At 66.3% G+C, this 1,274-nt stretch carries 1 protein-coding gene and 1 pseudogene; one reads left to right on the top strand and one right to left on the bottom strand.

What is annotated here, in order from left to right; genetic code table 11:
* Nucleotides 1-94 precede the first annotated feature (94 nt).
* A pseudogene (locus tag ACZ6IM_RS42640) lies at nt 95-184 on the top strand (IS5 family transposase); the annotation flags it as partial.
* A gap of 28 nt (nt 185-212) precedes the next feature.
* Here the strand turns inward: ACZ6IM_RS42640 and ACZ6IM_RS42635 are convergent.
* Nucleotides 213-1,064, bottom strand: a complete 852-nt coding sequence (locus tag ACZ6IM_RS42635) for a patatin-like phospholipase family protein (RefSeq protein ID WP_030399464.1) — start codon at nt 1,062-1,064, stop codon at nt 213-215.
* Nucleotides 1,065-1,274: the final 210 nt, after the last annotated feature.

The following is a 1,274-nucleotide window of genomic DNA, read 5'->3' as shown; positions in this document are numbered from 1 at the left end:
AAGCCTTTGGGCTTGCTTGAGCCGTGGTGCTTGGAAACAGGCATGCCCGGTTCTGAGGGGGCCGGGTCGTGGCAACATGACCCGGCTACCCGACCGCAACCGGGCGGTCGCCACTCGGTTCGACAAACTCGCGGTCCGCTTCGAAGCCACCGTCCTGATCGCCGCGATCGGCGAGTGGCTATAGCCGTTCCCTCTGCGGGTGGCGCGGCTTCTCACCACAGCAGCGCGACCTTGTCGGCCAGGGACTCGGCCTGGGCTCGGCCGGCTTGTGCTGCGGCCTTGCGGCGCTGGGGATCGTAGGGGTTGGGGCCGATGGCTTCGACGCTCTGTTCGTCCGGCGCGATGAGACATACCTCGGCCTGCTTGGCCAAGGCTTCGGCATCCGCGGCAGCACCGGGAATCTGTCCGTAGCCGTCCGGCATCGGCGCCAGGATGACGATCTTGTCGTGGCCGGCGGCCAGGCGTGCGTTAGTGGTGGAGACCATACCGCCGTCCACCCAGGCACGGCCCAAGAAGTGTTCGAGAGGCCAGACGCCGGGGACCGCACCGCTGGCGGAAACAGCGTCGGTCAGCGAGACGCCCGCGTGCTCGTCGAACAGATGCAGCTCGCCCGTATCGGCGTCGATCGCGGTGACCTTCAAGCTGGCGGGCCAGTTGGTGGTGACCAGACGTGAGGTGACGACTTGCCGTCGGGTGGCTGAGGACACGGGCTCGGGGTTCGCCTTGGAGATGCGTCCCATCGCCGCGCCGACCTTGCGCGGATCGTCGCCGCCCTCGGCGAGGGCCGCCCACCAGGCGGCCATCGTGGCCTCTGACGCCTTGACGTCCACCTCGTTCTCGTCCGGGACCAGCTGGGAGGCGAAGAGGCGCTCCAGGTCGTAGCCGCTGGCGATGGCGGTTCCAACGAACGAACCCGCCGAGGTTCCGATCACCGAGGCGGCTCTGCTCCAGTCGATGCCCCGGGAGCTGAGTCCTGCAAGGACGCCGACTTCCCAGGCGATGCCTGTCACACCTCCCCCGCCGAGTACGAGAGCTCGCGAAAGGGACTGGGTGGGATGTGCCATGGGACGGCTCCTCGCTTGATCGAGCTACTCAGAACCCATCCATGATCCTCTCTTCAGGAGTCCATCGCACGATGAGAGCGAAGGCTCGCTCCGCATACGACGAGCTACTTCCCAAACACGGCCTAGTCTTCTGAGTCGGGAATTCTGTTCAGATAGTTGGCGAGGCGTTCGAGGATCTCGTCCGCGGTCTTGGTCCAGACGTAGGGCCTG

The organism is Streptomyces sp. NPDC042336, from assembly GCF_055581985.1.
The sequence above is the reverse complement of the archived record's forward strand: the minus strand, read 5'-3'. Positions and strand labels throughout refer to the sequence as shown.

What these genes read in the sequence shown, in the direction of transcription:
- ACZ6IM_RS42635 (WP_030399464.1), bottom strand. Translation starts at nt 1,064, where the DNA reads ATGGCACATCCCACCCAGTCCCTTTCGCGAGCTCTCGTACTCGGCGGG.